The 22,591-nt window shown below is 62.5% G+C and carries 26 protein-coding genes; 7 read left to right on the plus strand and 19 right to left on the minus strand.

Going from position 1 to position 22,591, the window contains the following annotated elements; translation table 11 throughout:
• Nucleotides 1-78 precede the first annotated feature (78 nt).
• A complete protein-coding gene (locus CWE17_RS09390; RefSeq protein ID WP_164498762.1) occupies nt 79-999 on the plus strand; it encodes a YihY/virulence factor BrkB family protein in 921 nt (306 codons plus the stop codon).
• Nucleotides 1,000-1,023: 24 nt separating this feature from the next.
• On the plus strand, nt 1,024-1,353 hold the full coding sequence (locus CWE17_RS09395) for a hypothetical protein (protein WP_131456581.1): 330 nt from the start codon (nt 1,024-1,026) through the stop codon (nt 1,351-1,353).
• A 29-nt stretch (nt 1,354-1,382) separates the two neighbouring features.
• On the opposite strand, the gene CWE17_RS09400 is transcribed toward CWE17_RS09395, so the two are convergent.
• The 8 genes from CWE17_RS09400 to CWE17_RS09430 form a co-directional block, all read right to left on the minus strand.
• Nucleotides 1,383-1,733 (minus strand): DUF2834 domain-containing protein, encoded by a 351-nt coding sequence (locus CWE17_RS09400; RefSeq protein ID WP_131456583.1) that lies wholly within the window; start codon nt 1,731-1,733, stop codon nt 1,383-1,385.
• Complete coding sequence (gene xseB / locus CWE17_RS09405; RefSeq protein ID WP_131456585.1) at nt 1,720-2,034, minus strand: exodeoxyribonuclease VII small subunit; 315 nt, start codon at nt 2,032-2,034, stop codon at nt 1,720-1,722. Before xseB ends, CWE17_RS09400 begins: the two co-directional genes overlap by 14 nt.
• A 37-nt stretch (nt 2,035-2,071) precedes the next feature.
• Nucleotides 2,072-3,226: an exodeoxyribonuclease VII large subunit gene (gene xseA, locus CWE17_RS09410; RefSeq protein ID WP_131456587.1), complete on the minus strand. Its 1,155-nt coding sequence runs from the start codon at nt 3,224-3,226 to the stop codon at nt 2,072-2,074.
• Nucleotides 3,216-3,392, minus strand: coding sequence for a hypothetical protein (locus CWE17_RS12255; RefSeq protein WP_164498756.1), 177 nt, complete (start codon nt 3,390-3,392; stop codon nt 3,216-3,218). The genes xseA and CWE17_RS12255 overlap by 11 nt, the downstream gene beginning before the upstream one ends.
• Nucleotides 3,393-3,508: 116 nt before the next feature.
• Nucleotides 3,509-3,655 carry a chlorophyll a/b-binding protein gene (locus CWE17_RS09415; RefSeq protein WP_131456589.1) on the minus strand — a complete coding sequence of 49 codons (147 nt, stop codon included), beginning with the start codon at nt 3,653-3,655 and terminating at the stop codon, nt 3,509-3,511.
• A gap of 113 nt (nt 3,656-3,768) precedes the next feature.
• Nucleotides 3,769-6,330, minus strand: coding sequence for an ATP-dependent helicase HrpB (gene hrpB / locus CWE17_RS09420; protein WP_131456591.1), 2,562 nt, complete (start codon nt 6,328-6,330; stop codon nt 3,769-3,771).
• 212 nt (nt 6,331-6,542) lie between these two features.
• The gene (locus CWE17_RS09425) at nt 6,543-6,926 is read right to left on the minus strand and encodes a hypothetical protein (protein ID WP_131457070.1); all 384 of its coding nucleotides are present in this window, start codon (nt 6,924-6,926) and stop codon (nt 6,543-6,545) included.
• Nucleotides 6,927-6,987: 61 nt separating this feature from the next.
• A complete protein-coding gene (locus CWE17_RS09430; RefSeq protein WP_131456593.1) occupies nt 6,988-7,236 on the minus strand; it encodes a DUF2973 domain-containing protein in 249 nt (82 codons plus the stop codon).
• A 187-nt stretch (nt 7,237-7,423) separates the two neighbouring features.
• Here CWE17_RS09430 and CWE17_RS09435 point away from each other — a divergent pair, with 187 nt between their 5' ends.
• Nucleotides 7,424-8,533, plus strand: coding sequence for a trypsin-like peptidase domain-containing protein (locus CWE17_RS09435; RefSeq protein WP_131456595.1), 1,110 nt, complete (start codon nt 7,424-7,426; stop codon nt 8,531-8,533).
• Here the strand turns inward: CWE17_RS09435 and CWE17_RS09440 are convergent.
• From CWE17_RS09440 to CWE17_RS09455, 4 genes are all read right to left on the minus strand, one after another.
• Nucleotides 8,530-8,715: a hypothetical protein gene (locus tag CWE17_RS09440; RefSeq protein ID WP_131456597.1), complete on the minus strand. Its 186-nt coding sequence runs from the start codon at nt 8,713-8,715 to the stop codon at nt 8,530-8,532. The genes CWE17_RS09435 and CWE17_RS09440 overlap by 4 nt on opposite strands.
• A gap of 116 nt (nt 8,716-8,831) precedes the next feature.
• Nucleotides 8,832-10,556, minus strand: coding sequence for an ATP-binding cassette domain-containing protein (locus CWE17_RS09445; protein ID WP_131456599.1), 1,725 nt, complete (start codon nt 10,554-10,556; stop codon nt 8,832-8,834).
• A 235-nt stretch (nt 10,557-10,791) separates the two neighbouring features.
• Complete coding sequence (locus CWE17_RS09450) at nt 10,792-11,019, minus strand: hypothetical protein (RefSeq protein WP_131456601.1); 228 nt, start codon at nt 11,017-11,019, stop codon at nt 10,792-10,794.
• A gap of 79 nt (nt 11,020-11,098) precedes the next feature.
• Nucleotides 11,099-11,395 carry a hypothetical protein gene (locus CWE17_RS09455; RefSeq protein ID WP_236629671.1) on the minus strand — a complete coding sequence of 99 codons (297 nt, stop codon included), beginning with the start codon at nt 11,393-11,395 and terminating at the stop codon, nt 11,099-11,101.
• 155 nt (nt 11,396-11,550) lie between these two features.
• Here CWE17_RS09455 and CWE17_RS09460 point away from each other — a divergent pair, with 155 nt between their 5' ends.
• Entirely contained in the window at nt 11,551-11,832 is a 282-nt protein-coding gene (locus CWE17_RS09460; protein ID WP_131456603.1) for a hypothetical protein, read from the plus strand.
• Between the two features lie 49 nt (nt 11,833-11,881).
• Here the strand turns inward: CWE17_RS09460 and CWE17_RS09465 are convergent, their stop codons facing one another.
• From CWE17_RS09465 to CWE17_RS09490, 6 genes are read right to left on the minus strand one after another with little or no spacing between them, the layout of a single operon-like run.
• Nucleotides 11,882-13,036 (minus strand): anhydro-N-acetylmuramic acid kinase, encoded by a 1,155-nt coding sequence (locus tag CWE17_RS09465; protein ID WP_131456605.1) that lies wholly within the window; start codon nt 13,034-13,036, stop codon nt 11,882-11,884.
• 4 nt (nt 13,037-13,040) lie between these two features.
• Complete coding sequence (locus CWE17_RS09470; RefSeq protein WP_131456607.1) at nt 13,041-13,748, minus strand: TrkA family potassium uptake protein; 708 nt, start codon at nt 13,746-13,748, stop codon at nt 13,041-13,043.
• Complete coding sequence (locus tag CWE17_RS09475) at nt 13,741-15,144, minus strand: TrkH family potassium uptake protein (protein ID WP_131456609.1); 1,404 nt, start codon at nt 15,142-15,144, stop codon at nt 13,741-13,743. Before CWE17_RS09475 ends, CWE17_RS09470 begins: the two co-directional genes overlap by 8 nt.
• Before the next feature lie 2 nt (nt 15,145-15,146).
• Nucleotides 15,147-16,994, minus strand: coding sequence for an SLC13 family permease (locus tag CWE17_RS09480; RefSeq protein WP_131456611.1), 1,848 nt, complete (start codon nt 16,992-16,994; stop codon nt 15,147-15,149).
• The gene (gene hflX / locus CWE17_RS09485; protein WP_131456613.1) at nt 16,982-18,694 is read right to left on the minus strand and encodes a GTPase HflX; all 1,713 of its coding nucleotides are present in this window, start codon (nt 18,692-18,694) and stop codon (nt 16,982-16,984) included. The genes CWE17_RS09480 and hflX overlap by 13 nt, the downstream gene beginning before the upstream one ends.
• Nucleotides 18,691-19,878, minus strand: coding sequence for an NAD(P)/FAD-dependent oxidoreductase (locus CWE17_RS09490; protein WP_131456615.1), 1,188 nt, complete (start codon nt 19,876-19,878; stop codon nt 18,691-18,693). Before CWE17_RS09490 ends, hflX begins: the two co-directional genes overlap by 4 nt.
• A 68-nt stretch (nt 19,879-19,946) precedes the next feature.
• Here CWE17_RS09490 and CWE17_RS09495 point away from each other — a divergent pair, with 68 nt between their 5' ends.
• Together CWE17_RS09495 and CWE17_RS09500 are read left to right on the plus strand one after the other, a co-directional pair.
• Nucleotides 19,947-20,720 carry a phosphoadenylyl-sulfate reductase gene (locus CWE17_RS09495; RefSeq protein ID WP_131456617.1) on the plus strand — a complete coding sequence of 258 codons (774 nt, stop codon included), beginning with the start codon at nt 19,947-19,949 and terminating at the stop codon, nt 20,718-20,720.
• Nucleotides 20,721-20,722: 2 nt separating this feature from the next.
• Entirely contained in the window at nt 20,723-21,451 is a 729-nt protein-coding gene (locus CWE17_RS09500; RefSeq protein WP_131456619.1) for a type III pantothenate kinase, read from the plus strand.
• On the opposite strand, the gene bcp is transcribed toward CWE17_RS09500, so the two are convergent.
• Nucleotides 21,438-21,905: a thioredoxin-dependent thiol peroxidase gene (bcp, locus tag CWE17_RS09505; RefSeq protein ID WP_131456621.1), complete on the minus strand. Its 468-nt coding sequence runs from the start codon at nt 21,903-21,905 to the stop codon at nt 21,438-21,440. The genes CWE17_RS09500 and bcp overlap by 14 nt on opposite strands.
• Before the next feature lie 17 nt (nt 21,906-21,922).
• Between bcp and CWE17_RS09510 the strand changes: the two genes are divergently transcribed.
• Nucleotides 21,923-22,591: a 4'-phosphopantetheinyl transferase superfamily protein gene (locus tag CWE17_RS09510; protein ID WP_240789357.1), complete on the plus strand. Its 669-nt coding sequence runs from the start codon at nt 21,923-21,925 to the stop codon at nt 22,589-22,591.

Raw genomic sequence — 22,591 nt, forward strand, 5'->3', positions numbered from 1 at the left:
AAGCCACCCGTAAGGGTGGCTTTTTTGTTGGCAGACTCCTCCACGCGCTACCGTTTAGTCATTGGACCTATGGCTTGGATGAGGCGTTGGTTGGCCTGGAAGCGCTTGATCCGAAGCCTATGGCAGGCCTATGCGCGTTGGTCGCGCTGTGACTGTGTTGATCTCAGTGCTGCCTTTGCCTATTACACGCTTCAATCCATTTTCCCTTTGTTGCTGATTGCTCTTTCGGTTGCTTCTTGGTTTCTTGGACGCCAAGAAGGGCTGGATCAGCAGATCATTGATTACACCGCCGGAGTCCTTCCCCCTTCCGCTGTAGCGCTTGTTCAAGTCACTCTTGAAAAGCTTGTGCGGCAAGGCTTTGGTGCTGGCCTGCTTGGTGCAGGTGTCCTGCTTGTCACCGCAGGGAATGTCTATTTGACCTTGCAGCGAGGTGCTGATCGCATTTGGTTTGACTATTTCCCAGATCCACCTGCTGATGCGAACTGGTATCAGCAAGTTGTTCAGTTTCTCCGGGTCCGGCTTGAAGCTTTCTTTGTGGTGATCTTTGTTGGGCTTCTGATTGTTCTTGATCAAATCAGCGCCAATCTACGCATGATTCATGCAGCGGCACTCGATGATTCGTTGCGCTCGTTGCCTTGGCTTCAGTCTTTTTTGGCGCATATTCCCGTGCTGACGTTCGGTCGTTATTTGATTCCATGTCTTGGTTTTGCCGGCATGGCCCTTCTGCTTCAGTTCCTGCTGCCCAGCCGGCGCGTCCCTCTGCGTCCCCTCATTCCAGGGGCCGTTTTGATCGGTGTGCTGCTCACCATTCTCAATCTTGCCGTGAGTCGCAGCATCCTCTCCCTCGGCGTTCGTTTCCAGGCCTATGGAGTGATTGGCAGCGTGCTGGTGCTCACTCTCTGGGTGTGGATGGTTGGTGTTGTGATCTATTTCGGCCAGTGTTGGAGTGTGGTCCTGGCGAAACGACGCCTCAGCCTCGGTGTGGATCAGCGACACTGAGATCCGGTCTTCCTTGTTTGGCCTGTGCCCCGTTCTTCCTCCCTGCTTTGGATCGGACTGCTGCTACTGATCCTGCTGCCAACTGCAGCAGGTCGGGTGCTGCTCGATGTGGCAGGGGGACTGTTGTTGGTGCTGCTGGCCCTCCCGTTGATTCTGGGTGGAGCTGGCTGGTTGGGCTGGCGATTCCTTCAGAGTCGGATGCAGGCCTGCCCAGCCTGCGGGGCGATGAATCTTTCGAGCGGAGAGCGTTGTTCGGTTTGCGGATCTCCGCTAACCGCTGCTGATCCGAGCACTGATTCGGCGCCGGCCAGTGCAATGACCATTGATGTGCAAGCCCAGGATGTGGATTCCTGATTAGGCCTGAGTGTTGATCAGTCTCAGGACTACTCAGCGGCTGCCAGTTCCGCAAGACGTCGCTCGCGCAGATGGAGAAACAGGGGCGCACCGCAGGCAAAGGAGATCATGACGCAGGCAATCAACGTGATCCACCAGCCCTTCATCTGCAAGCGACGCCCTTCCACCGCGATCCAGATGGTGATGGCACTGGCCCCGATCAGCAGATCCCGGCTGAGGGAGCGGGCGGCGGCGTTGGCGTTGGCATCTTGAATGAATTGCATTAAGGCCAAAGGGTCGCCGTTGGCCTGCATGAATTCCAGATTCGCTTGCCAGGGAAGGATCGCTCCAGCAATAGCCAGCAGCAGATAGATCCAGCGCAGAAGTTCAGGGCGATGCATCAGCTGCTTTCTTGTCGTGTGTTTGAGGCATCATCGTCTCCGGATCTAGCTCCTGGACGGATTGTTCCACCTGTGCCAGCAGTGTCTGGCAATGTTCGAGATAGATCTGGCCCCGTCGATGTGCTCGTTCCAGTTCAGACAGAGGCAGGGTGTCGTTCTGAAGGTGGCTGAGGAGGAGATCGGCGGCCTGCAGAGCTTCTTCGTAGCTCAGGTGTGCGGCATCCTTCCGCCAAGTCTCCTCCTCCTGCTGGGGATCGATGCCGCCGTTGCTGGCTCGGCTTGCTTTGCTTTTTGCAGCCATGGTGTGCGCGGAGAGGGGACAGTGCGGTTTGGAGAGTTCAGCGTTGTGATCCTGGTTTCACGGCTTTGGCTTCGACCACAACTTGGCCGTCGCTGAGCCTGACCAGAAGGTCTTGAGGGGGCTGAACCTCCGTGATGCTGCGCAAGGGGCGCCCATCGGCCGTTTCAAGAATGGCAAAGCCGCGGGCCAACCAACGTTCTGGAGCGAGCGCAGAGAGGAGCTTCATCCGTTGATTGAGCTGCACCCTCATGCGTTCAAGCAGTCGACGGGGGTGGTGCAGCGACCAGTTTTCAAAGCGCTGGTTCAGTTTCTGGCGTTCTCGCTTCAGAGCCCATGCCTGTTGATCTCGCCAGTGGCGTTGGCGCTGATGCACGTCTGCGAGGGCGTGCTCTCTTGACGGAAGCAGCTGAACGATTGCTGCCGTGGGCGTCGCGGCTCGGTGATCGGCCACGAGGTCGGCGACGGTGAGGTCGTCTTCGTGGCCGATTCCAGTGATCAGAGGCACTGGGCTCATGGCGAGCTGTCGACAGACGTCGGCATCATCGAAAACCATCAGATCTTCACGGCTGCCACCGCCCCGAGCCAGCACGATGGCATCGAGAGCCAGTCTTGGCTGGGCCTCGCTCAGGCGTTGCAATCGCTGCACGATCTGCTGCGCTACATCACCCTGCACCGGGATCGGTAGGAGCAGCAGACTGGTCAAGGGCCAGCGCTCCCTCGCGGTTCGCAGCATGTCTGCGAGTGCTGAACTGGGACTGCTCGTGAGCATCGCGACACGCCGGGGGTAGCGGGGAAGAGGCCGTTGCCGACTCGGATCGATCAGGCCTTCTTGCAGCAATTGCTCGCGCACTTCCTCAAAACGGCGCATCACGGTGGTGAGACTGGGCCTCAGGTCGAGCACCTGCACCGTCAAGCTCGCCCGAGCGGCCCAGAAGTTGAGCTTGCCCACCACCAGAACGCCATCGCCGTCGCCTGGAACGAAGTTGAGTTGCTGAAGCTTGGAGGCCCAAACCACAGCTGTGATGCTGGCGTTTCCGTCCGTGAGAGTCAGCCAGAGATGACCTTTTTTGATCTGGGGCCTTGATGCCGTCGCTTGAACGAGAAACCGCGGGGCGAACCCCCGTTCCAGCAAGCTGCCGATCGCGGCATTGAGTTCAGCAACCGAATAGGTGGGGGGAGCGTCAGTGGTCAAGGTGCCGATAGGCCATGCCCCAGTAGAGACAGAGGGCGCTGAAAACGAGGGTCAGGGTGAGGCCCCAGGGGCTTTGGATTTGGGTGGCGCAAATGGCGAGAAGCACGAGGGCGCTACTCAACAGCCGGGCTCCGTCCCGGCGGTTGCTGGCGAAAAGACGCGGCACAAACGATCGAAGCAATCCAGATACTCTCTCGCAGCACCGGTTGGGATGCGCTGTGACATGAAAAAAGGCCCCGCCGTGGCGGGGCCTTTAACGACGCATGCAGCGTCTGGGTTCGATCAGCCCAGGCCGATCTGGGTGAGGATGCCCTGGCCGGTCAGCAGTTCGGTGCCGAGGCCGATCACGAAGCCGAGCATGGCGAGACGTCCGTTCCAGGTCTCAGCGAAGTTGACGAAACCGAAGCGGGCTTGTGCGTTGTCAGACATGGCGAAGAAAAAGGACCTGCCCAATCAATGTAACAAAGGTTTGAGTTTTGTTGACTGTCTTGGGCGGCACATCGGGCCCGCTTTTGGTGCGGATCTCCCCTCTTGCTTCGCGGTTAACGGCGCTTGTTCGTCCTAGCGGTTGCGATCGCGGTGGCGGGGTCATCTGGCCAGGGATGTTTGGGGTAACGGCCACGCATGTCCCGGCGAACATCGTGGTAGCTGCCCCTCCAGAAGCCCTCCAGATCCTGGGTTCTCTGTAAGGGGCGACCCGCTGGCGAGAGCAGCTCGAGCGTCACAGGGAGACGTCCCTCCAGCACCCTGGGGGTCTCCAGGCAGCCAAACATCTCCTGCAGCTTGACGGCAAGGCAGACCTCTCCGTCTCGGTAGTCGAGCCTGGCCTGACGGCCGGACGGGATCAGAAGCGACTCCGGCAATAGTTGGTTCAGTGACTGGCGTTGCTGCCAGGACACCTCTCCCCAGAGAGCCTCGATCAGCTGGTCTTCGCTGAAGTCGCCCAAGCCTGTGCAGCCCAGTAACGAAGGGCCGAGCCACTCCGGCAGGTCCCTGGCCAAAGACTCCCAGTCGCGTGCGGGCCAGGGGAGTCCTTTGTGCTGATGCAGAAGCGCGAGTCGTTCCCGCAGCTGTTGGCTGCGCGGGCCCCAGGGGAGCGTCTCCAGGCCCGCATGGCCCAAATGATCAAGGAGCAGAGAGCACGCCAGTTCAGGATCGGGCCTCTGTTGGGGCAAAGACTGGAGGGTGAGGGCTCCCAGTTGAAGGTTCCGCCGCGATCGGACCCGTCCCTCATCCAGAGCCACCGTTTCCTGCCATTCACCCTCGCGCCTGGCCAGGTCTTCAAGCCAGGAGATGGGGAGGGGCAGGGCGAGCCGGATCCGGGCATTGACCCGCCCGAGGTCGAGACGCGCTACTGCGAGGGCCGCTGACGCCTGCAGGGGGTCCTCCGCTGTCAGCACTGCCCCCCGGCCCTGGCGCAGCTGATAGCTGCTCGATCGTTCAGCGCGCTGTAAAGCCACCCACTCCGGGAATGCCGTTGCCAGTAGTAAGGCCGCCACCAGCTCATCACTGCAATCAGCCGCGGGTGGCTGTCCAGCATGGGGGAGCGCCTGTGCCCGCAGGGCTGGCAGCGCTTCCAGTTGTTGATAGAGCTGCCGGCTGAGTTGTCGGATGCTGTGGATCCGATCGTTCCGGCCCTTCTTCAGCAGCTGCAGCCTGGCCCCAAGGTCGCAGCCATGCTCGTTGGAATTGAGGGGGTCCCGCTCGCTCAGCAGAGCGGCAAGGTCGGCCCCCAGTCGAGAGCGCTTCCACTCGCGGGCATGGAGTAAGAGCATCCCCAGACGGGGATGGGTCCCGATGCCTGCCAGTTGCCGACCGGCATCGCTTGGAAGGCCGGCTGGGGTCAAGGCCCCCAGCCCGACGAGATGGTGCAATCCCTCCTGGAGGGAGGGCCGGGGCGGAGGATCCAGCCAGTGCAGCTGCTCTCCGAGACCGGCTCCCCAGAGCGCCAGGTCAAGCACCAGAGGCTGAGGATCGCAGCGCAGCAACTCAGGTGTGTCGTGCTCCGGGCGTCGCTGTTGCTCCGCTGGTGACCAGAGGCGGACGCATTGACCAGGAGCCTGGCGCCCTGCTCTCCCTCGCCGTTGATCGGCACTAGCCAGGCAGGTCGGCACGGTTTCCAGGCCTTCCATGCCCGTTTCAGGGTCGTAACGACTGCGTCGACTGAGGCCGCTGTCGATCACCAGCCTCACCCCATGAAGGGTGAGGGAGCTTTCGGCAATGGCCGTGGCCAGCACAATCCGTCCGTACCATTCGCTGCTACAAGCGGTCAGAGCACGGGTCTGAACCTCCAGGGGCTGCTGGCCATGGAGGCTGCACAGCTGCCATCCCTCCAGGCTCGAGCATTCCTGGATCGCACGCTCACATTGGTCGATCTCGTGAAGGCCGGGCAGAAACACCAGCACGGTCGGTGGTTGGTGGCGGCTCTCTAACGCGGTAGCGCCGAGGGGCAGGGCATGCTGTTCCAGAGCCCGGATGACCGTGCTGCTGAGACGTTCCCCCGCCCGTGGAGGTAGGTGATGGGTGGTGACGGGATACGAGCGCCCCGCGCTCGTGAGCACCGTGGCGCCGGATAACTCCGCCACCAGTGATTCCAGATTGAGCGTGGCTGACATCAGCAACAGGCGCAGATCCGGCCTCAGGTGATGGCGGACATCCCGCACGAGGGCGAGGGCTAGATCGTTGTCTCGGCCCCGTTCGTGGAATTCATCGAAAATCACGCAGCCAATGCCACTGAGTTCCGGGTCGCTTTGAAGGCGTCGAAGGAACAGTCCCGTGGTCACCACCTCGCATTCGGTGATTGACGAGGACCGCTGCTCATGACGGACGGCGTAGCCAATTCGCTCGCCAGGGGATTCCCCGAGTGCCTCAGCTAATCGGCAGGCAGCGGCACGGGTGGCAAGCCGCCGTGGTTCCAGCATCAGGATGCCCCTGCCCATGGGCGGGCATCCGTTGAGCGCGCCAAGCAAGGCCAGGGGCACACGGGTGGTCTTTCCCGCCCCAGGTGGAGCCTGTAGAAGCACGGTGGATCCTTCCGTCAGCGAGCTGCAGAGCTCTGGAAGCAGCGGGTCGATCGGAAACTCGGGAGAACCGGTCGTGGGCAAAGAGGATTAGCCGAAGATGTTGAGCAGTCCCAGAAGCAGGAGGCTGCTGAGAGCTCCCATTGCTGCCAAGAGTTTCACCAGCGGACTGAGGGAAAAGCGAAGCGTGGCCATGAAGAAAACCTTAAAGGCCGTAGTCCCTTCGGTCTAGCCCCTCTTGAGGTGAGGCGCTGTAGCGCTTCGTACGCCTTTACAAGGAGGGCCTGGCGTTTGGCTCAGCGGACATGCCTCGCCCCATCAACAGGGTGGTATTCCTCGCCTGTCAGCTCTTCGTAAACGATGGCGGGCAGACCGGTTTCGAACATGGTTTGCAGTGCTTCTTTCAGATAGGGATTCCAACCACCAGTGCTGACCTCGCCGTGGCGGACTGTCCAGTCCCAGGTGCCCTGTAAATCCCTAGGGATCCTCCCTTCGCGATCACGACGCGCGACCAGATCCAGAGACTCCACCAGTCCCACCTGGATGGGTTGCTTCCCGTAAGCGGGCGTAAGGCTCAACTCAAGGCGAACCGGATCCTCCTTTAAGAGGCGCAGTCGGAAGCGTGGAGGCAGTTTCACGGATTTGATCACCGCTGCCACAATCCGTGTTCGTTGATCCACCTGGGAGTCCCCCCTACGAGTCCGACCGGCGCCGACAAAGGTCGCCATCACCCAACCTTATTCAGTCGTGGTTCCTGCTTCCGTCAGGCGTCTCCTCTGGGTCGCTCCCGCCACTGAAACGCACGGTGAGCAGGTCCTCTTCTGTGATGCGCCCCTCTTGATCGAGAAGTTCCGGATGCACGGTGATTTGACCGGTGCGGTCTCTCGGGCTACGTGCGGCTCGGAATCCCTGGCCCATCACGCGAAAGGCCTGCCAGAGCAGAAAAACGAAGGCTGCGCCGTAGAGGATTGGGAACAGGCTGTTCAACATGGTGCTCGCCTCCAGCGGTACGGACCAGCTTTGTTCCCATCATCGCCGTCAGGGCCGATGGCGCCGCGGGTTGCATCCGGTCATGGTTTGGTCGGGGATTGCGACTGACGGCTCCCCTTTGTTCTGCGTACCGTCAAGACCTGCGTTTTGCTGTTCTGCGAGCATGTTCAGGCCCGTCACAGCGTCCATGCTCGTCGCGACGGCTGTCGTCGGGCCCCTGGCATTGATCCCTCAGGTTCTGCCCCCGGCACAGGCAGCTTCCGCAGCGGCAGCGGCCCTGACTCCCCAATCGTTCGTTGCTTCGGCAGTCCAGAGAAGCGGGCCGGCGGTCGTCACCCTCGAAACCCAGCGAACCGTGCGCTCCACGGGCGTCTCCGGCTTGCCTGGTGGTCTGATGCTGGATCCCTTCCTGCAGAGGTTCTTCGGGCTGCAGTCACCCGCTGCGCCCAGGGCAAGGGTGGAACGCGGTCAGGGCAGTGGTGTGATCTTCGAGTCCTCGGGACTCGTGCTCACCAATGCCCATGTCGTGGAGAAGGCCGATCAGGTCATGGTCGGCCTGCCTGATGGTCGTCGTGTAGCTGGTCGGGTGCTGGGCCAGGACACCCTCACGGATCTTGCGGTGATCCGGTTGGCGGAATCCGGCCCCTGGCCGACAGCACCCCTTGGCGATTCCGATCGTCTTCAGGTCGGTGACTGGGCGATTGCCGTGGGCAATCCTTTCGGTCTGGAGAACACCGTGACGCTGGGAATCGTCAGCAATCTGAACCGCAACGTCTCCCAGCTGGGAATTTCAGGAAAGAGGCTCGACTTGATTCAGACCGACGCTGCAATCAACCCGGGCAATTCCGGTGGACCGTTGCTCAATGCCGCCGGGGAAGTGGTGGGTATCAACACCCTGGTGCGCTCTGGACCTGGTGCGGGTCTGGGTTTTGCGATTCCGATCAATCGAGCCCGCGCGATCGCTGGTCAGCTTGTGGCCCAGGGGCGGGCCAGTCATCCCATGGTGGGGATTGGTCTGTCGTCGGTTCCCGCGCCTCGCCCTGGTGCCACCGTGCCCCCAGGAGCGGTGGTGCGATCTTTGGTGCCCGGAGGACCTGCTGCGAATGCCGGTTTGCGGGTCGACGATGTGATCGTGGCGCTGGCGGGGGTGCCGGTGGCGACTCCTGCCGCCGTGGTGACTGCGATCGACCGGCATGGGGTCGGTCGTCCTCTCAGCGTGAAGGTGCTGCGGGGAGGGACGGCCGTGAGCTTGTCGATCACTCCTGTGGAGATGAGCAACTTGCCGCGGACGCGCTAGCTGTCAGCGTCCCGTAACTGTTCAACGCAGCGGGTGATGCACTCGCCGTCATCAAGGGAGCAGGTGGTGATGCACTCGAAATAGGTTTCCACTGCGTCCCAGGTCTGTTCGTGCTGCGTTTCTGCGGCGTTCATGGCGCTGGAGTTGAGAGTGCCGGCATGGATCGGGGGCGTGTGGGTCATGGCGATCCGGGAGCAGTGATGTCAGCCTATGCACACCATTTGGGCTGGTAAAGAGAAATGAGTCTTCCTGCCTAACCATCTGTGAAGTTTCGTCTTGCCAGCCCTGGCGATCACTGTTAAGCAGCGCTCTTTTTGCGCTCCTGGCGTTGCTTCTGCTTTTCTCGATTCGCCCGTCGCTTCGCTTCCTGCTCCGCAGCGGCTACTGCGGCGACTGCCGCTTGTTTTTCTTCGTCTTTTTTCTCGAGGTAGTAGTTGTAATCGCCTCGATAAAGGATCAGTTCGCCATCACGAAGCTCGACGATGCGGTTGGCCACCCTTGAGATGAAATAGCGGTCATGGGAGACCAGCAGTGCCGCACCTTCGTAATGAATGAGCGCGTCTTCCAGCATCTGCTTCGCCGGAATATCGAGGTGGTTGGTGGGCTCGTCAAGCACCAGAAGGTTGCAGGGGCTGAGAAGCATGAGAGCCAGAGCCAGTCTCGCTTTTTCGCCTCCACTCAGTTTTCCTACTTCCTTGAAAACGCTTTCATTGCTGAAGCAGAAGTTGCCGAGCAGGGAGCGCACCTGGGTCTGCGTCCAGTCCGGCACCGCTTCAAACATGGTGTCGATCACGGTTTTGCCGAGATCCAAGGCTTCGGCTTGGTTCTGCTCGAAGTAGCTGGCCACGATGTTGTGTTCTCCCAGGCGCGCGCTCCCTTCGTCCGGAGTCTCCAGCCCCATCAGCAGTCGCAACAGCGTGGATTTGCCGGCTCCATTGGGTCCGACGAATGCGATGCGATCCCCCCGTTCCACCTCAAGGTCTGCACCGAGAAACAGGATCTGATCCCCGTAGCTATGGGTCATGGAATCGATCACGGCCACTTGAGCGCCCGAGCGCGGTGCGGGTGGGAAGCGGAAGCTCGGTCCGCCCACGTCCTCGATCGGGGCATCGACTCGTTCCACCTTGTCGAGTTGCTTCTCTCGGCTCTTGGCCTGTGTACTGCGAGTGGCGCTGGCGCGGAAGCGGTCGATATAGGCCTGTTGCGTGGCGATTTCCTTCTGCTGACGCTCAAAGGCGGCTTGGGTGGCTTCCCGCTCCAGGGCTTTCTGCTCCAAGTGGTCGGTGTAGTTGCCGAGGTAGCTCCGCGAGATCCCGCGTTCCGTGCTCACGATCTGATTGCAGACGCGATCCAGAAAGGTGCGGTCATGGCTGATCACAACCAGTGCAGCGCTCTGTTCGGTGAGGTAGCCCTCCAGCCATTGGATCGTTTCCACGTCCAGATGGTTCGTGGGCTCGTCGAGTAGAAGCAGGTCAGGGTCTTGGAGCAGGATCTTGCCAAGGGCGATGCGCATCTGCCAGCCGCCGGAGTAGTCGGCAACCGGCCGTTCCGCGTCATCAGCACTGAATCCGATGGTGGGGAGAAGCTTGTCGATGCGGGCATCGAGTTCGTAGCCGTGCAGTGCCTCGAAGCGCGTTTGCAGTCGCCCGAGCTCGTGGATCAGATCGTCAAGGTGGTCGGCATCTGCCGCCGCCCGTTCCGATGCCATGGCTGCTTCAACCTCGCGCTGCTGATTCAGCACTTGGGCCGCTTCTCCGAAGGCTTGAAACAGTTCCTGGCGGACGCTGCGTCGGGGATCGACATCGAATTCCTGCTGCAGATAGGCGATCCGCGGGTCCCCTTGGCGGACGATCTGACCTCCGCTCGGTTCCTCGAGGCCGGCAATCAGGCGCATCTGGGTGGATTTTCCTGCACCATTCACGCCCACGAGACCGATGCGATCCCCGGCCTTCACCTCCCAGGTCACATCCCTGAGCACTTCCCCGGTTGGGTAGATCTTGCTGACGCGCTCAAGTCTCAGCACGTGATGGAAGGGGCTGGCATCTCTCCATCATCCCGTGCGGGGTGAAAGGCAGACTGAATGCTGCGATCCGAACCACCGGCGATGGCAAGACTGGAGCAGGTGACGGCCCTTGTGGTAGCGGCCGGGTTGGCCATCGTCAGCTATTGGCTGTTTTTCAGCTGGGCCGGTGGTGGGGACCACGGGCGTCTAAAGCCAAAACCATCGGGGCTGCGGGAACTGCCTGAGAGCCGCTCCCTCAGAGTCCACCCCGGGCCTTGATCAGCCATTGCTTGGTGCGATCGTCGTCAAGATCGCCAAGGTGCGCTCTGACCTGATCGGGCGTGACAGGAAGCGACAGGCTTTCTCCAATGGCGCAGATGGCCTCGATGGCTCCCTGCGGGTTCTGAAGCGCTTGTCTGAACAGACTGTTGGTCAGGTCGCGGTCACTTTCAATCCGGCGATACAGCTCAGCAGCGTTGCTCATGGAGGTGGGAGTGTCGTCTTCCAACGCTATGAAGGGTGCGCCGCTTCGGCAGCGTCTTGACTCTCTGAGAGGTTTCGGCTCAGGCGGCCTGCTCGAGATCGGTGTCGCGCAGTCCGATGGCTGAAGCATCTTCCATGCTGCGGGCGTCCATGCAGAGCACCTTGCGGAGCTGGGCGTAGTTGGCGGCCTGGGAACGACGTCCCTCCTGGATGGCTCCGTATTCAGCCCGCTGGAGCACGTGGTGGAGATGGGTCAGCAGGTAGGTGCTGATCACTGCAGAGACCAGCACATCATCGGTTTCCTGCCGACGCCTTGATCGGCTGGCGGACCGGGAGCTGTTCCGGCGAGCGGGGCTCAGGCTTGCGGGTCTGGGCATGGGGCTCCTTGGCGGAGGGGCTGATGGTCGAGAGCGGGCTGTTGATCGAGGAGTCTCTGGGGGTCGATCAGCGTTCGTTTGCCTGCAGCATAGTGCTGGATACTATCCTTGCACACCTCTGTACACTCTTGAGTAGCTCTGCCTGCCTTTGGGTCGTGCCTACCCGCCAAACCTCCTCCAGCGGGAAGCCGAAGTCCCCTCGGATTCAGGTCGTGCTGCCAGAAGATCTCTGCCAGAGGCTCTCCTTGCTGGCCGAGCAGGAATCGCGCACTGTGAGCAACATGGCCAAGGTGCTGATCCAGCAAGGTGTGCAGCGCTATGAGCAGGGCGCAGCCTCGGATGCGCCTGTGGAGCGGATGCGCACGGCGCTTGAGGCGCAGCAGCCTCGCCGCCTGCGTGGGGCCCCTCGCCGCCTGCGTCTCTATCGCCCTGGCTGAGCCCCTCGTTCAATGAGCCGCCAGCCTGTTTGGAAAACAGCCTGGCCTCTCAGGCGGGCTCGGCTCGCTGCCCCAGCACAACGGCGCGCTGGGCACCAGTCACGGCTGGCGCATTGCCGGGGTGGCGCCGCTGATGCCACCAGGCGAGCAGGGCAAACACAATCGCCTCCCGGCTGGCGGCGGGAAGCTCCAACGCATCGCTCGATCGCACACGCAGCCCGCAGCAACGGCGGGTTAGCTCACGCATCATGGTCGGGTTTCTGCCGCCGCCACCAGCCACCAGGAGCTCCAGGGGGAGCGGCCGGCCCTGGGCTTGGATCCGCGCGAGATCCGCTGCCACCACTGCGGCAGTGAAAGCGGTGAGGGTGGCAAGGCAGTCGTCATTGGAGGCATTGCTCAGTTCGGAGAGTCGTCGTTGCAGGTCATCGCGTCCAAAGAGTTCTCGGCCCGTGGATTTCGGCGGAGCCTGAAGGAAGTAAGGCTCCTGCAGCCAGCGCTGGATCCAGGCCTCGTGCACCTTCCCGGCTGCGGCACGTTGTCCATCCCGGTCAAACGTCTCCCTGCCGTGGCTGAATTGCTGGATGGCCAGATCGATCAGACTGTTGGCCGGTCCGCAGTCCCAACCCAGCACCGGCTGGTCACGGTCAGGCCCGCAGCGGGGAGGGATCAGGGTGAGATTGGCGATTCCTCCCAAGTTCAGAAGGGCGCGCCAGCCCGTGCAGCGACCAAGCAGGGCTGCATCCGCCATGGGCACAAGCGGCGCCCCCTGGCCCCCAAGAGCAAGGTCCGCTGCTCTGAAGTTGTGAATCACTGCCCGGCCCAGTTGCTGGGCCAGCGATTCGGCCTGCAACATTTGCCAGCTGGCCCCCAGTCGCAAGCTTCCGTCGACATTCCGCTCGGGTGGACGGTGCCAGATTGTTTGTCCGTGGCAGCCCACCAGGCTGGCCTGGCCCAGGGGATCGCAGGCCCGAGCGGCTTCGGCCTGATGGAGGGTGATCTCTTCGGAGAGTGCCAGCAGTGAACCGGCTGCGGTCGGTTCCCCCTGCGCCACCGCCAGGATCCTGGACTGAAGCTCCCTTGGGTAAGGCAGTGATGCCTGGCGAATCAGGCGCCAATGGGGCTGGCTTGGGTGGCCGTTGAAGTCCACAAGCGCGGCATCGACCCCATCGGCGCTGGTGCCGCTCATCAGCCCGATGACGCGCATGAGTTCAGGTTCTAGGCAGCTTCTGAAGGTCGTCGATTAACCCCATCACCACCAGCACGTGGCCCTCTTGGAGGATGTGGGAGGCCGGTGGATTCACGGTGAGATCCCTTGCTGGACCAGCTGCCAGCACATTCACGTGATGGTTTTTACGCAGGTTCAGGTCCCGTAGAGAACGGCCCACGAAACGCCCTGGCACCTTGATCTCCTCGATGCAGTGACGTTCATCGAGCTCAAGGCGCTCCATCAGATTCGGCCGCACGAGTTCCAGCCCAAGGCGCTCACCTTGCATGCGCGAGGGGAACACCACCTTGTCGGCTCCAACGCGAATCAGCATCTTTTCGTGCAGATCGCTGGTGGCTCGTGCAATCACCCGCCGGACCCGACTGCCCTTGCCATCCTTGGCGATCAGGGTTGCAGTGATGCTGGCTTCGATTGGCTCGCTGATCGCGACCACCACGGTGTCCATGTCGAGAATCCCGGCCTCACGCAGGGATTCCTCATCGGTGCAGTCCACAACCCGCGCCTCGATGGAGGGTTCCTGCTGGCGTAGTTCCTCGATAGCCCGGGCGGAGCGGTCCACGGCCAGAACCTCCGCGCTGTTCTGAAGCAACTCGCGGCACACGGCGCTGCCGAAGCGTCCGACACCGACAACCCCGAAACTTTGCAGCTGGGCGTCTCCGGATGCGGCCCAGCTCCACCACTCCCTAGACATAGAGATCCTCCCGGGGGAAACCGATTCGATTCTGACGAGTGAACAGATCCCGGTTGAGGGTTTCCCAGATCGCACTCAGTAGCAGCAGGATCCCCAGGCGTCCCACAAACATGCCCAGCACCAGCACCAGCTGCCCGAATCGTCCAAGGTGCTCAGTCACCCCCAGATCCAGTCCCACGGTGGCGAAGGCGGAAATGCAGGTGAACAGAAGCTCCAGAAACGTGAAGGGTTCCTCACCACTGAGGTTGCTACTAAGGGCCAGGAGCAATGCCATCGCCAGCACGAACAGGAGCGAGGCCACCGTGATGCTGACGGCTCGCAACACCACCTTGTCGGAGATCTGACGGTTGCGGATCACCACGTCCTCACGGCCCCGCAGGGTGGAGCGGGTCGCAGCGACAAGGGCGACCACCGTTGTGGTCTTGATGCCGCCTCCAGTTCCCCCCGGGCTCGCCCCGATGAACATCAGGGTCATCATCAGCAGCAGACCGGAATCCGAGATGCTCTGGAGGGAGAGATGCACGGTGGTGAAGCCGGCTGTGCGAGCACTGACCGATTCGAAGAGTGCAGCCATCAGTCGTTCCGGCCAGGCCACGCTGCTGAGGAACTGTCCATGTGTGAGTGATTCGGTGATCAGCAGACCGCCGGTGCCGATGGCGATCAGGATCAGGCTGGAGCGCAGAACGAGCCGGGTGTGCAGGCTGAGATTGCGGCGATTGAGGCGCTGGCGATGGGTCCAGACGTCATTGGTCACGCGCCAACCAAGGCCGCCGAGCACAATCAGCACCAAGATCACCGCGTTCACAACGCCGTTGGTGCGGTAGTTCTCAAGGCTGTCGCTCCAGAGGCCGAAGCCTGCGTTGTTGTAAGCGGAAATGCTGTGAAACAGGGATGCCCAGAGCCGCTCAGGTCCCCGTGGCAGATCGGTGAAGCCGAAGCTGTAGAGAACCGTGGCACCGATCAGGATCATCACCGCTGCCGTCAGGGCAATGCCGCGGAAGGTGCTGCCCACCCCCCCGACGCCGAATTCATCGAGGGTCTGACCGCGGTCAAGCCGTTGCCTCAAGGCAGTACCACGCACCACAAATCCCTGGAGGAACGTGGTGATCGCCATCAGTCCAAGGCCTCCCACCAGGATCATCACGGCCAGAACCCCTTGCCCGATCGGCGTGAGGTCCTGACCAACATCGATGACTGACAGCCCGGTCACGGTGACGGCGGAGGTGGCGGTGAACAGGGCTTCCCAGAGGCCCACTTGCGAGCCAGAGCAGACCGGTGTTGCCAGGATCAGGGTGCCCGCCAGGATCACCAGAAGTCCTGTGACCACCGTGAATTGGGGGACCGTCAGGCGTCGATACCAGGCCTGAGTTCGGGAGAGCGCGGCAGGGATCGGCATCGTCAGCCTCCCTGAACCTGCCGGAGGATCAACGCAGGAACCAGCAACGTCATGATCACGGTGAGGCCGGCGCCGTAGCGCGGAACATCGAGGAAGTGATAGCGCCCCGGACCGAAAACCATCAGGTTGGTCTGATACCCCATCGGCGTCAGAAAAGACTGGCTCGCCCCGAACAGCACCAGCATCAGCAGCGACTGGGGTGGAAGGCCGAGAGGCTGAGCCAGTTGAGTGGCTACCGGCACCAGCAGGGCTACCGAAGCAGCGTTGCTCATCACATTGGTGATCAGTGTCGTGACCAGGAACATCGCCGCGAGGGCTGCATAGGCCGGCCAGGGTTGCAGCAGTCGCTCTAGGTCCGCCGCCAGACCATCGGCAAGCCCACTGGTCTGCATCGCCACGCTGAAGCTTGAAAGGGAACCGAGCAGCAGAATCACATCGAGCCGGATCGAGCGCTGCACCTCACCAGGTCGGAGACAACCGGTGATCACCATCGCCACCACGGCCAGCAGAACCGCTGCGACGAGCGGGATGGGGGTGAGCGTGGGGATCAACAGCATCAGCACTGCGATGCCGATGGCTAGGGGTTTGCGTCGAACCGTTGGCAGGTCGTTTTCAAGCTGATCGAGCACCAGCAGATCGTTGCTGGCTTGCAGTCCGCGGATGGCATCAAGGGGAGCTTGTAGCAGTAAGACGTCGCCTTCCCTCAGGACGGCCTGGCCCAGTCGCTCCTGCACGGTTTGCTGGCCGCGGCGAAGGGCCAGCACCGTGGCGTTGTGGCGCTGGCGGAAACGAAGCTCCCTGAGACTGGCGCCGGCCAGGGTGGATCCCGCCGGGAGCAGCACCTCAACCGTGCGTTGTCCGCCATCGACCTCCGTCGAGAACAGGGTCGCTTCCAGGTCGGAGAAAGCCATCGGGTTGCCCGGCGGGCGCTGGGCATCGGCGAGTTGGATGGTGTGGTCCTGCTGGAGGCGTAGGAGGTCATCTCGGGTGACCCTCAGCAGCAGCCGGTCTCCGGCTTCGAGGCGACGATCGGCGAGTGGTGGGAGCAGACGTTCTGCCCCCCGTTGCAGTTCCAGTACATCCACATCAAAGCGCCTCTGAAGACGGCTGTGGCGCAGGGTCTGGCCCACCAGGCTGGAGTTTGAAGGGATGGTGACCTCTGTTGTGTAGCCGCTCTGGCTGGGACTTGTGGTCAGTTGGTTGTTGTCCTCACCGCGGCTCGGCAGCAAACCAGACGGTGCAAGGAGCATGAAGACTGATCCCGCTAGCCAGACCGGCAGTCCGATCGCCGTCATGCTGAAAAGCTCGAGCGGGCCGAGGCCAAGCTGGCGGCTGATGTCACTGGCGAGCAGGTTCACGGAGCTACCCAACAAGGTGAGTGTGCCCCCGAGAACCGTCGCGAAGGAGAGGGGAAGCAGGACCCGCGATGGGGCGATTCGGCGGCGGCGGCACCAGCTCTCCAAGACCGGCAGCAGACTGGCGACAATTGGTGTATTCGGCACCACGGCCGAAATCGGTGCGACGACCAACGTCAGCAGGGCCACCATCCGCCTGGAGCTGCGGATCCGTTCAGAGGCGATCAGCTCCCGCAGACGATCGAGTGCGCCACTGCGGAAGAGGGCCGCGGACACTGCAAAAAGACCCATCAGGGTGATCAGGGCCGGACTGCCGAATCCCGCCAGCCCCTGCTCCGGTGTCAGGACACCCGAGCTCACGAGCAGAGCGACGCTGAGCAGGCCCGTCAGCTCTGGTGCCAGCCATCCTGTAACGAACAGCACGACAGCCAGCAGTAGAACCGCGAGCGTGATCAGGGCCTGGGGGTGTTGCAGGGCTGCAATCAGCTCTGCCATGGAGGAGGCGCTTCATTGGCTGTTGCCACCGTATCTGCCCTGCTGTTGTCTCCCCAGAAGCGCATGCTCAGTTTGTTCAGCAGGCCCTGCAGCCCCGTGCCTGTTGTGGCCGATAGATAAATGACATCCGCTTCCAGCTGGCGGATGCGTTCGATCGCTTCGGCATCGCAGCGGTCGATCTGATTGGCCACCACCTGACGGGGTTGGCCACAGCCGAGGGAATCCAGCAAGCCGTGCACAGCCTTCAGCTGACCGGGCCAGTCGGGATCCCCGAGATCCACGACCAGCAGCAGCAGGTCGGCATCCAGGGTCTCTTCAAGGGTGGCCCGGAACGCTTCTCTGAGTGCCGCCGGTAGATCGCGGATGAAGCCCACCGTGTCGGTGATCAACAGCTCATCCGCAGCCGCGCCTTCTCGGGGAAAGGCAAGTCGGCGCGTGGTGGGGTCGAGGGTGGCGAAGAGTTTGTTCTCAGCGAGCACCCGCTGGCTTTCGCGTTTCCCACAGAGAGCGTTCAGCAGCGAGGACTTGCCGGCGTTCGTGTAGCCGACGAGAGCGAGGCGATGGAGCCCCTCGCGGCGATCCCGTAGTCGCGCTCGATGCTCTTGCAGCTGGAGTAGGCCGCGGCGAAGGGTTTCGATCCGTCGGCTGATCGTCCGACGGTCCTTCTCCAACTGGGTCTCACCGGGCCCTCGGGTGCCGATCCCGCCCCCCTGCCTGGAGAGGCTTCGGCCCCGTCCGATCAGGCGCGGAAGCCGGTAGCGCAGCTGGGCCAGCTCCACCTGCAGGCGCCCCGCTGCGCTGGCGGCGCGCTGGGCAAAGATGTCGAGAATGAGCTCGGTGCGATCCATGACCGGGCAGTCGAGCCACCGTTCGAGATTTCTGGCTTGCACGGGTGTTAGCTCCCGGTCAGTGACCACCAGAGAGGCTCTGTGGCGCCGCACCTCGATGGCCGCTTCCTGCAACTTTCCCGTTCCCCAGAGGGTCTGGGGGTTTCCAGTGCTGTGCTTCTGGTTGCAAACCATCACGGGCTGGGCGCCCGCGCTGCGTACGAGTCCTTCCAGTTCGGCCAGATCGCGCTCCGCCCGCTGGGCATCTCCACCGCTGAGGGTGAGCATGAGGACCCGTTCCTGGTCCTCGGCCTCCCGTGGGCTGGCCATGGACGGACGGTTGTCGTCCAGCGCAGAAGGGGGCTGTTCGCAGAGGCTCTCAAGATCCTGAGCATCAGCAGCTGCCCAGCCGAGGCTGGCATCGGGGCTGGGCAGCCAGCCCCGGGCGGCGCGCTGACCGCCGCGCTCAGGCCGCGCCATGTAGCGGAGCCAGAGCTCCGGTTGCAGATCCAGGGCCACCACGGCCTCGCGCGGGTCTGGAACGAGGGCCGCACTGTTGCTTCCTGGCAGACAGCTCATCAGCCGCCAGCGGCTCCTGTCGCCGGTTCTCCGTCTGGCGCTGTCAGTGAGATGACTCTGCAATTGCCCCGATTCAGTCAAGGGGCCGATCCAGAGGAGGCGGCAAAGCCCTCGGGCATCAACGAGCAGATGCAGGGGCTGCTCCATCTCCAGGGCCATGTCGGCCAGGCGGTTCAGTGTGAGCTGGTCGGCTCCGTGTTCGGCGGGATGGCGCCGATGGCTCAGCTTCTCGGCCTGCCTCAGCTGGGAGGGGCGCAGGCCGCGGGTCCGACCCGCCAGATGGGCTTGTCTCAACCGCCCAGAAGCCAGGCCCCGGCTGCTCGAAGACCCAGGGACAGGCCTGGTAGTCGGGCTAGATAGGTGAGGCGGCGGAGTCGGTAGGCCAGGGGGCCGGCCAGGGTCAGTCCCAGGCCGGTCAGGCTGGCTTCACCCTTGCCGAGACTCATCATTTCACCGAGATCGTTGTACTGGAACGGAGGGGCTTGGACCCTGGCTCGGGTGGCCATCACGGTGCGGGCGGCTGCTTCCCCCTGTTGCAGAGCCACCTGAGCGGTGCGGGGCCAGTCGCCAGCCGTGCCATCGGCGTTGTCGTGGGCGGCTACATCGCCAATCACCACAAGATTCGGACTGGTCAGGCTGCAGAGGCTTGCATCAACGAGCAGGCGCTCCCCACGACATTGGGGGCTGGGGATCAGCTCCGGCACCCGTGGGCGAGTTCCAGCGGTCCAGATCAGACCGTTGTGTTTCAGGGGCGGGGTGTTTGGGTCTTGAAGTGTGACCGAATCAGCCTGGACAGACTGCACGCTCTGGTTGAGGTGCACGTGCACTCCCCGGCGCTGAAGCGCCAGTGAGGCTTGTTCGCGGTTGAAAGCTTTCGCCAGAGGCAGGATCGAGTCTCCGCGTTCGATCAGGTGCAGCTCAGCGGCGCCTTCAAGAAGATCAGCCATTTTGCAGGCCAGTTCCACACCCGTGGCACCGGCGCCAACGATCACCAGGGCGACCCCGGGGCGATCCACCCCGTTGTTGCGTGGCTGCCGTTGAAGCTGGCGTAGGTGGTTGCGCAGCCGAGCCACATCACTGAGGGTGTGGAACTGCAGGGCGTGCTCACGGACGCCAGGGATCCCGAAGTCTTGGGGTTCGGAGCCGCTGGCCAGCACCAGCTGGCCATAGGCCAGGCAAACCCCAGAGTCGGTTTCCACGGTGCCGGTGACGGTATCGATCCGCCGGGCCCGCTCCTGAAGGCGCACTATTCCGCGATTATCGAGGAGTTGGGCGTAGCGGGGGGCAACTTCCCACGTTTGCAGTTCACCGCTCAGCAATTCATAAAGGAGCGGTAGAAACACGAACCGATCGTTCGGTTCAATCAACACGATCGGAGGTCGGGGCTGCTGATGGCTGAGGGCCAGGGCTGCGCTCAGTCCACCAAAACCACCGCCAACGATCACCACGGGCTGGGCATCGGCGGCTGAGGCAGACATGCGGGTCCCGATGGCGTTCCTGAACCATAGGCAGCGCCGGGGTGCCGGCGGCATTGGAGGATGGAGACATGAATCAAGGCGAGCTTGCAGCGGATGGTTCGGCAGCCAGGGTGGCGGTGATGTCAGGTGATCAGTTCCTGCAGGAAGCACGCGCCCGGCTTGACGCGCTTGAGCCTCAGGCACGCCTGTGCTGGGGCATCGAGCACTACGGGCCAGGCTTTGCGCTCACCACCAGCTTTGGAATTCAGTCAGCGGTGCTTCTGCACATGCTCAGTCGCTGTCCTGGTGGCGATTCAGTGCCTGTGATCTGGGTTGACACTGGATATCTGCCCCAGGAGACCTACCGCTATGCCGACGCTCTAACCCGTCGCTTTGATCTGCAGTTGCATGTGGCCCAGAGCGAGCTCTCCGCCGCCCGCATGGAAGCTCTCCATGGCCAGCTCTGGAGCACCGGTCGTGTCGAAGACATGGAGTTGTACTTGCGGTTGCGCAAGGTGGAGCCTCTTGAGCGGGCCATGGAGTCGCTCAACGTGCAGTGCTGGGCCAGTGGGGTGCGACGAGGTCAGACCGACCATCGCGGCACCATGACCCTCCTCGATCCGATCCGGGGGCGGCTCTCCCTTCGCCCGCTTCTCCAGTGGACACCCAGGGACGTCTACTACTACATGCAGGAGCATGACCTGCCTCAACACCCACTGTTTGAGAAGGGCTATTCCACAGTTGGTGACTGGCATTCGAGTGCACCGGATGGCGCGGAGCAATCCGGACGTGAGACCCGTTTCGGTGGACTCAAACAGGAGTGCGGCATCCATCTGCCGGGCGTGATGGGTGATGGCATCTAGCTATGCCGGATGGCTTCCGCGCTCTGCTGATCGGCAACAGCCGCTGGCACTGGGCGGAGCAACGGTGTGATGGCTGGAGTTTCGATCACACTCCTCCCGACTCCTTGCGATTGCAGCAGCGTCCTCCCCATCTCTGGGCTGCTGTCGGAGCCGTTCCTCCCGATGCCACCCTCCAGCGCTTAAGGCAGGTGCAACTGCGTGATGTGCCTCTGAGGGAGGCACCACCTTGGCTTGGGGTCGATCGAGCCCTGGCCGGGTGGCGGGCCTGGCAGCAGCTGCGCGATGTCGGTCGTGGCGTAGTGGTGGTTGATGCAGGCACCGTGTTGAGCCTCACGCGGGTCACCCCTGCCGGGGAATTTGCAGGTGGCCAGCTGGCAGCCGGAATGGCGTTGCAGTTGCGAGCGATGGCGGCTGGTGCTGAGGCCCTCCCTTTGCCTGCAGAACCCCTGCGTACCGAGGAGCACTCCCTTGCGTTTGAATCGCAGAGCTTGTTCCCTCGCGAGACGGCTGCAGCGATGCGCTGCGGGGTTCGTCAGGCCCTGCTGGGTCTGATCGTGGAGGCCCAGCGCATCAGCGAGTCACCCCTCTGGCTCTGCGGCGGTGATGCCCCAGAGCTGCTCCCCCGCTTGCTCGCCAGGGGGGTGCCTGTGCATCACGCTCCGAACCTGGTGCTGGAAGGCTTGCTTCAGCTCCGCAATGAGCACGACCTCAGGCCGATCAGGCCAGATTGAGATCGCTCAAAATCTGATCGGCCATCTCATCGGCTTTCACCTTGCGGTAAATCAACTCGAGTTTGCCCTCAGGATCGATCACGAATGTGTGGCGCATCATTCCCATGAATTCGCGCCCCATGAATTTCTTGAGGCCGTAGCTCTCGAAAGACTCCGCCACAGGACAGGGCTCCTCATCCGTCAGCAGGCTGAAGGGCAACTCCTGTTTGGCGATGAAGCGTTGGTGGGATGCAGCATTGTCCTTGCTGATGCCGAGCACCGTGATGTCGTGCTGTTCGAAGGCTGCGAATCGGTCACGGAAGTTGCAGGCTTCCTTGGTGCAGCCAGGGGTCGCATCCTTGGGATAGAAGTAGATCACCACCCGGCGTCCTTTGAATGAGGACAACTGCACCATGTCACCGTTTTGGTTGGGGAGTGTGAAATCCGGTGCAGCATCACCGATCTGAAGGGCCATGGGGCGGTGAACAGACGTTGGGGCGCAGCGTACCTGTCCTCTGGTTGATTCCCCTGCAGCAACAGCGACCCTCCGATCCAGACCTGGTTAGCGCTCGTGAATGGCGTTGGGCTGAGCCGCTCCCGCAGCGCCGTCGTTCCGAGTTTCTGCGCTCTCGGGCCTGGATGAGACGGCTCCTTGGTGAGCTCATGGACGTTGAGCCCTTGGCTATTCCCCTGGATGCTCCACCAGCAGCTCCGCCAACCTTGGCGCCAGGCTGGGGATGCGTCAGTCTCAGCCACTGTCCCGATGCTTTGCTCGTGGGCTGGGGGCCCAGGAAGCTCGGTGTTGATCTGGAGCGACGCGATCGGATGCTGCCCGCAGAGGCTCTGGCCCGTCGTTTTTTTCCGCCGGAGGAGCGTGTGCAGCTTCGGGGGCTAGAGCCTTTGGCTCTGCGCCAGGCCGTGCTTGATCGTTGGGTGATCAAGGAGGCGGCAATCAAGTGGCAGCGAGGTTCCCTCGCGAAGGATCTGCCTCAATGGTGCTGTCGCGAGGACCTGCGCACGGTGGTCCATTGCGGGGAGGGGCAGGAGCTGGCTGTCCAGGGTTGGCGCCATGGTTCCTGGACCCTGGCCATGGTTCAGGATGCCCTGGACGGGGAGGGGTGTGACGCTTCCAGACAGGTCTCCATGCTCTGCCTAGCGTGA

The organism is Synechococcus sp. BS56D (assembly GCF_004332405.1).
GTDB lineage: Bacteria > Cyanobacteriota > Cyanobacteriia > PCC-6307 > Cyanobiaceae > Synechococcus_C.